Origin of the sequence: Phenylobacterium sp., assembly GCF_030651185.1 — a bacterium.
GTDB lineage: Bacteria > Pseudomonadota > Alphaproteobacteria > Caulobacterales > Caulobacteraceae > Phenylobacterium.
In genome coordinates, this window is record NZ_JAUSCJ010000032.1 from 159,417 (window position 1) to 166,478 (window position 7,062).

General features: G+C 66.8%; 7 protein-coding genes and 1 tRNA gene. 5 read left to right on the forward strand and 3 right to left on the reverse strand.

Going from position 1 to position 7,062, the window contains the following annotated elements; translation table 11 throughout:
• Positions 1-3: 3 nt before the first annotated feature.
• The gene (locus Q7J39_RS16535; RefSeq protein ID WP_304827610.1) at positions 4-435 is read left to right on the forward strand and encodes a response regulator; all 432 of its coding nucleotides are present in this window, start codon (positions 4-6) and stop codon (positions 433-435) included.
• 140 nt (positions 436-575) lie between these two features.
• Here Q7J39_RS16535 and Q7J39_RS16540 read toward each other — a convergent pair whose 3' ends face one another.
• The gene (locus Q7J39_RS16540) at positions 576-1,748 is read right to left on the reverse strand and encodes an aminotransferase (protein WP_304827613.1); all 1,173 of its coding nucleotides are present in this window, start codon (positions 1,746-1,748) and stop codon (positions 576-578) included.
• A gap of 56 nt (positions 1,749-1,804) precedes the next feature.
• On the opposite strand from Q7J39_RS16540, the gene Q7J39_RS16545 reads away from it, so the two are divergent.
• Positions 1,805-2,257, forward strand: coding sequence for a GNAT family N-acetyltransferase (locus Q7J39_RS16545; RefSeq protein ID WP_304827616.1), 453 nt, complete (start codon positions 1,805-1,807; stop codon positions 2,255-2,257).
• Positions 2,258-2,259: 2 nt separating this feature from the next.
• Here the strand turns inward: Q7J39_RS16545 and typA are convergent, their stop codons facing one another.
• Together typA and Q7J39_RS16555 are read right to left on the reverse strand one after the other, a co-directional pair.
• Positions 2,260-4,092 (reverse strand): translational GTPase TypA, encoded by a 1,833-nt coding sequence (gene typA, locus Q7J39_RS16550; protein WP_304827619.1) that lies wholly within the window; start codon positions 4,090-4,092, stop codon positions 2,260-2,262.
• Between the two features lie 383 nt (positions 4,093-4,475).
• Positions 4,476-5,381, reverse strand: a complete 906-nt coding sequence (locus Q7J39_RS16555; protein WP_304827622.1) for an N-formylglutamate amidohydrolase — start codon at positions 5,379-5,381, stop codon at positions 4,476-4,478.
• Positions 5,382-5,511: 130 nt separating this feature from the next.
• Between Q7J39_RS16555 and cpdR the strand changes: the two genes are divergently transcribed.
• The 3 genes from cpdR to Q7J39_RS16570 form a co-directional block, all read left to right on the forward strand.
• Positions 5,512-5,871, forward strand: a complete 360-nt coding sequence (gene cpdR / locus Q7J39_RS16560; protein ID WP_215338251.1) for a cell cycle two-component system response regulator CpdR — start codon at positions 5,512-5,514, stop codon at positions 5,869-5,871.
• Between the two features lie 73 nt (positions 5,872-5,944).
• A tRNA-Val gene (locus tag Q7J39_RS16565) sits at positions 5,945-6,019 on the forward strand.
• 683 nt (positions 6,020-6,702) lie between these two features.
• Positions 6,703-7,062 (forward strand): TonB-dependent receptor plug domain-containing protein (locus Q7J39_RS16570; RefSeq protein WP_304827627.1); only part of this gene is annotated, 360 nt, incomplete at its 3' end.

Consider the following 7,062-nt stretch of genomic DNA (forward strand, 5'->3'; position numbering starts at 1 on the left):
CCCATGAACAAGCCCCAAATCCTGCTGATCGTCGAGGACGAGGTCCTCACAGCCATGTCCCTCAAGAGCGGACTGGAGGACGACGGCTATGAGGTGATGGACCTCACCAGCCGCCCCGGGGAGGCGATGGCCGCCGCCCGCGATCGCAAGCCGGACCTCGCCCTGGTGAACATCAAGCTCTATGGCCACAACGACGGCATCGCCCTGGCCGTCGAGCTCAAGGCCATCGGAATCCCCGTGCTGTTCATCAGCGGCCAGCCCAACCGGGCCGTCGCGGCCCGCTCGGTGGCGGTGGGGTCACTGGCCAAGCCCTATAGCGTCGACGACATGGTGGCGGCCGTCACCTATCTCCTGGCCCGCCTGGCCGGCGACGCCTCCCAGCCCCGCCCCAAGGACCTGGAGGTCTTCGACGAGGACCTGCCGGAGGCGGCCTAGGCGCCACCCGCCGGGACCCCGAGTGTCACATGTCGGCCGGTGATGGTTGGCCTGCGGCCCGCAAACCCAGGCCGCGTAAGGCTTGGCGGTGATGGAGGGTGAAAGGCGTTTTCCTCCATCCACGGCCACCAACATGTGCGTCAGCCGACTGCCTTGCGCGACAGCTCCCGCGCCTTGGCCAGCCGCTCGACACCCCCGTCCAGGGTCGCGTCCCCCTTGGAGAAGCACAGCCGCAGGATGCTGGTCACCGGGTCCTGCTCGTACAGCGCCGAGACCGGGATCGCCGCGACCCCGGCCTCCTGGACCGCCCGCAGGGCGAAGGCCCGGTCCGGCTCCCTGACCCCAGAGGCGGCCAAGTCTACATTGAGGAAGTAAGTCCCCTGGCTGGCCAGCACCTTGAACCCCTCCGCCGTCAGGCCCGCCGCCAGCCGGTCCCGCGACCGCTGCAGGCCGGCCGGCATGGCGGTGAACCAGTCGCCGGGATTGTCCAGCCCGAAGGCCACGGCGGCCTGCAGGCTGGGCGGGGTGGTGAAGGTCAGGAACTGGTGGGCGCGGGCCAGGGCATGGGTCAGCGCCGGGGCGGCGCAGAGGAAGCCCACCTTCCAGCCGGTGAGCCCGAACATCTTCCCCGCCGAGCCGATCTTCACCGTCCGCTCGCGCATATTCGGCAGCGACATCAAGGGGATGTGCTTGGCCCCATCGAACACCACCTGCTCCCAGACCTCGTCGCAGATGGCCACGACGTCATGGGCGACGCAGACCTCCGCCAGCAGCTCGAGGTCCTCCCGGGGCAGGACGACCCCGGCCGGATTGATCGGGTTGTTCAGCACCACGAAGCGGGTCCTGTCGGTGAAAGCGGCCTCCAGCATGGCCCGGTCAAAGCGCCAGTGGGGCGGCTTCAGCCGCACCAGCCTGGGGATCCCGCCGGCCCGGCGGATCAGCGGCAGGTAGGCGTCATAGACCGGCTGGAACACCACCACCTCGTCGCCCGGCCGCACCAGGGCCAGGAAGGTCGCGGCCAGGGCCTCGGTGGCGCCGGAGGTGATGGTGACCTCGGTCTTCCAGTCCAGGTCCAGGCCCTGGCTGCGCCGATAGTGCCCCGCCACCGCCTCCCGCAACTGCGGCAGGCCGGCCATCGGCGGATACTGGTTGTAGCCGTTCAGCACCTCGTCGGCGGCCTTCTGGCGGATCGCCAGCGGGCCGGGATCGTCGGGAAAGCCCTGGCCCAGATTGATGGCGCCCAGTTCCCGGGCGAGGCCCGACATCTCCTCGAACACGGTGGTCGGAAGGTCGGCGAAGACGGGATGGGCCATGGCGCGCTCCTGAGCGGGGATTTGCCTAGCACAGCTTCCGCGCCAAGATGCCAGCCATGCAGATCATCGCCTTCGAACCCCGCCACGCCCAGGCCTGGAAGCGCCTGAACGAGGCCTGGATCGCCAAGCACTTCGCCATCGAGCCCAAGGACCGCGAGGTGCTGGACGATCCCGACGGGACCATCCTGGCCAAGGGCGGCCACATCTTCATGGCCGAGCTGGACGGGGAGGCGGTGGGCTGCGTCGGCCTGATCGCCCTGCCGGACGGCGGCTTCGAGGTGGCCAAGATGACGGTGAGCGAGGCGGCGCGCGGTACGGGCCTGGGCAAGCTGCTGATGGCCGCCTGCATCGACCACGCCCAGAAGGCGGGCGCGACAAGGCTCTATCTCGAGACCAATTCGTCGCTGGCGCCGGCGCTCGCGGTGTACCGCGCCGCCGGCTTCGTGCAGCTGCCGCCCCGGCCGACCCCCTACGCGAGGGCCGACGTCTTCATGGAGCTGACCCTCTAGGCCTATTCTTCCTTGGCGCGGCGCTTGCGAAGGCTGGGGTTCAGCACCTGCTTGCGCAGACGGATCGACTTCGGCGTCACCTCGACCAGTTCGTCTTCCTCGATATAGGCGATGGCCTGTTCGAGGGTCATGCGGCGCGGCGGGGTGAGGCGCACGGCCTCGTCCTTGCCGGACGCGCGGATGTTGTTGAGCGCCTTGGCCTTCATCGGGTTGACGTCCAGGTCGTCGGCGCGCGAGTTCTCCCCGATGATCATGCCCTGGTAGGTCTTTTCGCCGCCGCCCACGAACATGAAGCCGCGGTCCTCAAGGTTCCACAAGGCGAAGTCCGTGGTCTCGCCGTCGGAGTTGGAGACCAGCACGCCCTTGCGGCCCGCGTCGATGACGCCCTTGTAGGGCTCGTAGTGGCTGAACACGCGGTTCAGTACGCCCGACCCGCGGGTGTCGGTGAGGAACTCGCCTTGGTAGCCGATTAGCGAGCGTGACGGGCTCATCAGGCTGATGCGGGTCTTGCCAGCGCCGGACGGGCCCATGTCCTTGAGCTCGGCGCGGCGGGCCGAAAGCTTTTCGATGACGATGCCGGTGAACTCGTCGTCGACGTCGATCATGACGTCCTCGATCGGCTCCAGGCGATCGCCCGTCTCCGGGTCGATTTGGAAAACCACGCGGGGACGGCTGATCGACAGTTCGAAGCCCTCGCGTCGCATGCTCTCGATCAGCACGCCGAGCTGAAGTTCGCCACGGCCGGCGACTTCATAGGCGTCCTTGTCGGAGGTCTCGGTCACCCGGATGGCGACGTTGGACTGGGCTTCCTTGAGCAGGCGCGCGGCGATCACGCGGCTCTGCACCTTGTCGCCTTCACGGCCGGCCAGCGGGCTGTTGTTCACCGAGACGGTCATGGAGATGGTGGGCGGATCGATCGGCTGGGCCGGCAGGGCCTCGGTGACGTCCATCGCGCACAGGGTGTCGGCCACGGTGGCCTTCGACAGGCCGGCGATGGCGACGATGTCGCCGGCTTCGGCGTCCTCGATCGGCTGGCGCTTCAGGCCGCGGAAGGCCAGCACCTTGGTGATGCGGCCGCGTTCGACTTCCGTCCCGTCCAGCGACAGGGCGTGGATCGCCATGCCGGGCGTGGCCTTGCCCGACTGGATGCGGCCGGTCAGCAGGCGGCCCAGGAAGGGGTCGTTCTCGATCAGCACCGACAGGATCTGGAAGGGCTTGTCCTTGTTCTCGACGACCTTCGGCTCGGGCACGTGGCGCACGATCAGGTCGAACAGGGGGGCCAGGTTGTCGTTGGGCTTGGCCATGTCCAGGGTGGCCCAGCCGTTCTTGCCCGACGCATAGATGTGCGGAAAGTCCAGCTGCTCGTCCGTCGCGCCCATGGCGGCGAACAGGTCGAAGGCGTCGTTCAGGATGCGGTCGGGATCGGCGTGCGGCCGGTCGACCTTGTTGAGGCAGAGGATCGGCTTGAGGCCCATCTTCAGGGCCTTGCCCAGGACGAACTTGGTCTGGGGCATGACGCCCTCTTCGGCGTCCACCAGGATGACGCAGCCATCCACCATGCCGAGGATCCGCTCGACCTCGCCGCCGAAGTCGGCGTGACCAGGGGTGTCGATGATGTTGATGCGGGTTTCGCCCGCCTCGCCGTGCCAAAGCACGCTGGTGCACTTGGCCAGGATGGTGATCCCGCGCTCGCGCTCCTGGTCATTGGAGTCCATGGCGCGCTCGACCGTCGCCTCATTGGCGCGGAAGACGCCGGACTGGGCGAGCAGCTGGTCGACGAGCGTGGTCTTGCCGTGGTCGACGTGGGCGATGATGGCGATGTTGCGGAGCGACATTTAAATTCTTATCTCGGGAAGGGCGCGCGGCTTGTAAGCGAGCGCGGGAGCTTTCACCAGCGCAATCTCGTCGCGGGCGTCGACCATCTGGTTGGGCTGTTGTGCAATGCAGCAAGGCGTATACCCCACATTGCCGAATTTCATACCATTGAAAGTTCACGATATTTTCGGGGTGCGACAAAAAAACTTACGCCGTCAGCGCATTCGGCCTTGAAGATTTGTGCGCCGCACTTTACTTTCATTCCTGTGAGGCGGCCATGTCGCCTCTGCCCTTCCTGGGCGTTTCCTCCCTAATGAACTGCCGGGCCCTCGGGTCCGGCTTTTTTTTGGTCTGAGGCCTGGGCATGCGAAGGCGGGCGGCGAAGCGGCGGCCCAAGGCCCCTCTAGGCGGTCTTCAGACCACTCCAGTCCGTCCCCGCCAGCAGGGCGGTGAGCTGCTGCAGATCGCGCTTCAACTTGGCGAAGCCCTCGGTGGGCTCCAGTCGCGCCTCATCCAGATAGAGCCCGCGGCTGATCTCGATCTGCAGGGCATGGGTGCGCCGGGCCGGGCGGCCGTAGTGCTCGGTGGTGTAGCCACCGGCATAGGGGGCGTTGCGGGCGACGCGGTAGCCCATGGCCTCCAGTTCCCGCTCCACCCTGTGGGTCACGATGGGGGCGCAGGCCGCGCCGAAGCGGTCGCCCAGGACCATGTCGCAGGCTCCGCCCGCCGACCTGGCCGCCGCGGCCGGCATGGAATGCCAGTCCACCAGGATCGCGAAGCCGTGGGCGGCGTGGGCCTCACCAAGCAACCGGGCGAGCGCGGCATGATAGGGCGCGTGGGCCAGTTCGATGCGGCCGCGCGCCTCGGCGAAGGTCAGCTTGCGGGCGTAGATCTCCTGGCCCTCGGAGACCACTCGGGCGATAGCGCCAAGGCCCGCGGCCACCCGGGCCGAGCGGCCGCGGGCGAAATCCGGAAGTTCATCGGCGAACATGGACGGGTCGAGTTCGAAGGCCTCGCGGTTGACGTCCATATAGGCGCGCGCGAGGCGGGCGGCGATCATGGCGGCGCCCAGGCCAGGCCCTGCCCCAATCAATTCGTCGACGAACGCATCCTCGGAGCGACGGATGGCGATGGCGTCCAGCGATGTGGCGGCCATCATGTCGGCCGGATAGAGCCGGCCGGAATGGGGGGAGGCGAAGACCAGCGGCGTCGGAGCCGGCTGACCTTCCGGTCCCCCGCGCCAGATGTCGAAGGACGGTTCCGCCCTGGGCGCGGCGGCGTCGGCGACAAGGGGCTCAATGGCGGTCATCGCCCTTCATATGAAGGCGTCGCCCGCGAGCGGTCAAACGATCAGCAGCGGTGCATCCTTGGGGGTTCATCGCGAGTTTACATCTGGCCCACTATGGTGTGCGCTTCTTGACCACTCGCGCGGAACACCCATGCCCCGGATCCTGTTGGCCGAAGATGATGATTCCCTGCGTGGCTTCCTCAGCCGCGCCCTGGAGCGCGCCGGCTACGACGTGACCGCCTGCGCCGATGGCGAAGAGGCCGCTGCGGTGCTGGATCAGGATTGGGACCTGCTGCTCACCGATATTGTCATGCCCGGCATGGACGGCATCGAGGTGGCGCGCCTGGCCGCCGCGAAACATCCGGGCCTGCGCATCATGTTCATCACCGGCTTCGCCGCCGTGGCCCTGGCCGCCGGCGAGAGCGCCCCCCCCGGCGCCAAGGTGCTGTCCAAGCCCATTCACCTGCGCGAGATCGTCACCGAGGTCGAACGCATGATGGCCGCCGCCTAAAGCCGCGCTTGCGCCGGAAACGGCGCTCCATTATACCGCCGCCTCCGCTCCTGAAAGGGAGACCTGACGGTCTGGACGTGTAGCTCAGCGGGAGAGCACCTCGTTGACATCGAGGGGGTCACAGGTTCAATCCCTGTCACGTCCACCATCACTTCCCACCAGATCGCCGTTGTCGCCAGCCCTCGGCTGCGCGCCTCGCCAGGCATGGCGGGTTCGGCGAGACAGGCCCCCCATCAGGGGGCGCCGCATAATGCTGGTGATCAGTCTGCGCTTCGGCCAGCCCGCCCCCGGCCCGGCGGAGTCGGCCACATCCTCACTCATTTCGGACTGTTCGCCGGACCAGATTCGCTCTGAGGCGGCCTTCCGGGGGAGGGCGACCAAGGGCCAAAACGCCTCGCCCCCTGACGTGGCGTCACGGCGCCTTTCCGCAGCGACGCCTTTTTCCGAGAGGTGAGGCGGTGTTGCAACAGTGCCTTTTTTGGCTCAGACGCCATCTCCCGACCGACCGGCCGGTTTTTTCGAAGTACCGGCACGATGCGAACATTGTTATGCAAAATTTGCCCCCAGAAAACGCCTGCAAAACCAGGTCTCTAAGTATTTTGAGGGGGATCGGCTGAACTTTTCCTGTTGCCGGTATGTTGGTGGGAGAGATATTTGTCAGTTATGTCAAAAGCTTAGGGATCAAGCAACCTCATTTCGAACTCGAAACAATCTAAACCCTGCTCTGGCGCTCTCCGGCGAGACGCACGATTATCGCGCCACTCTACGGCCGCTTAGCCTCCAGGCATTTCAAACTGGGGACAGGTCGTTGGAGGGGGAAAGGAAACATTGATGTCAAAAAGCAGTTATTTCTGCGGTGGATCTATTCTGGCCGTGGCCCTGACTATGGGACTCGCCGGGACCGCCGCTGCTCAGGAGGCCGCCACGGTCGAAGAGGTCGTGGTCACCGGTTCGTTCATCGCCGGCACGCCTGAAGACGCGGCCCTGCCGGTCGACGTGATCGGCGCCCGGGAGCTCGCCAACCGCGGCGCCCCCACCATGGTTCAGCTGATCAAGACCATCCCGTCCTCGGGTGCGGTGATCGGTGAGAACAACCGCTTCGGCTCCGGCTCGGGCGCGGCGACGATCAACCTTCGCAACCTGAACTCCGCCGTCACCGGCTCGCGCACCCTGGTGCTGTTCAACGGCCGC

Excerpts from the sequence above, each read along its gene's own strand:
- Q7J39_RS16535 (WP_304827610.1), top strand. The coding sequence starts at position 4 with ATGAACAAGCCCCAAATCCTGCTGATCGTCGAGGACGAGGTCCTCACA.
- Q7J39_RS16540 (WP_304827613.1), bottom strand. The coding sequence starts at position 1,748 with ATGGCCCATCCCGTCTTCGCCGACCTTCCGACCACCGTGTTCGAGGAG.
- Q7J39_RS16545 (WP_304827616.1), top strand. The coding sequence starts at position 1,805 with ATGCAGATCATCGCCTTCGAACCCCGCCACGCCCAGGCCTGGAAGCGC.
- typA (WP_304827619.1), bottom strand. The coding sequence starts at position 4,092 with ATGTCGCTCCGCAACATCGCCATCATCGCCCACGTCGACCACGGCAAG.
- Q7J39_RS16555 (WP_304827622.1), bottom strand. The coding sequence starts at position 5,381 with ATGACCGCCATTGAGCCCCTTGTCGCCGACGCCGCCGCGCCCAGGGCG.
- cpdR (WP_215338251.1), top strand. The coding sequence starts at position 5,512 with ATGCCCCGGATCCTGTTGGCCGAAGATGATGATTCCCTGCGTGGCTTC.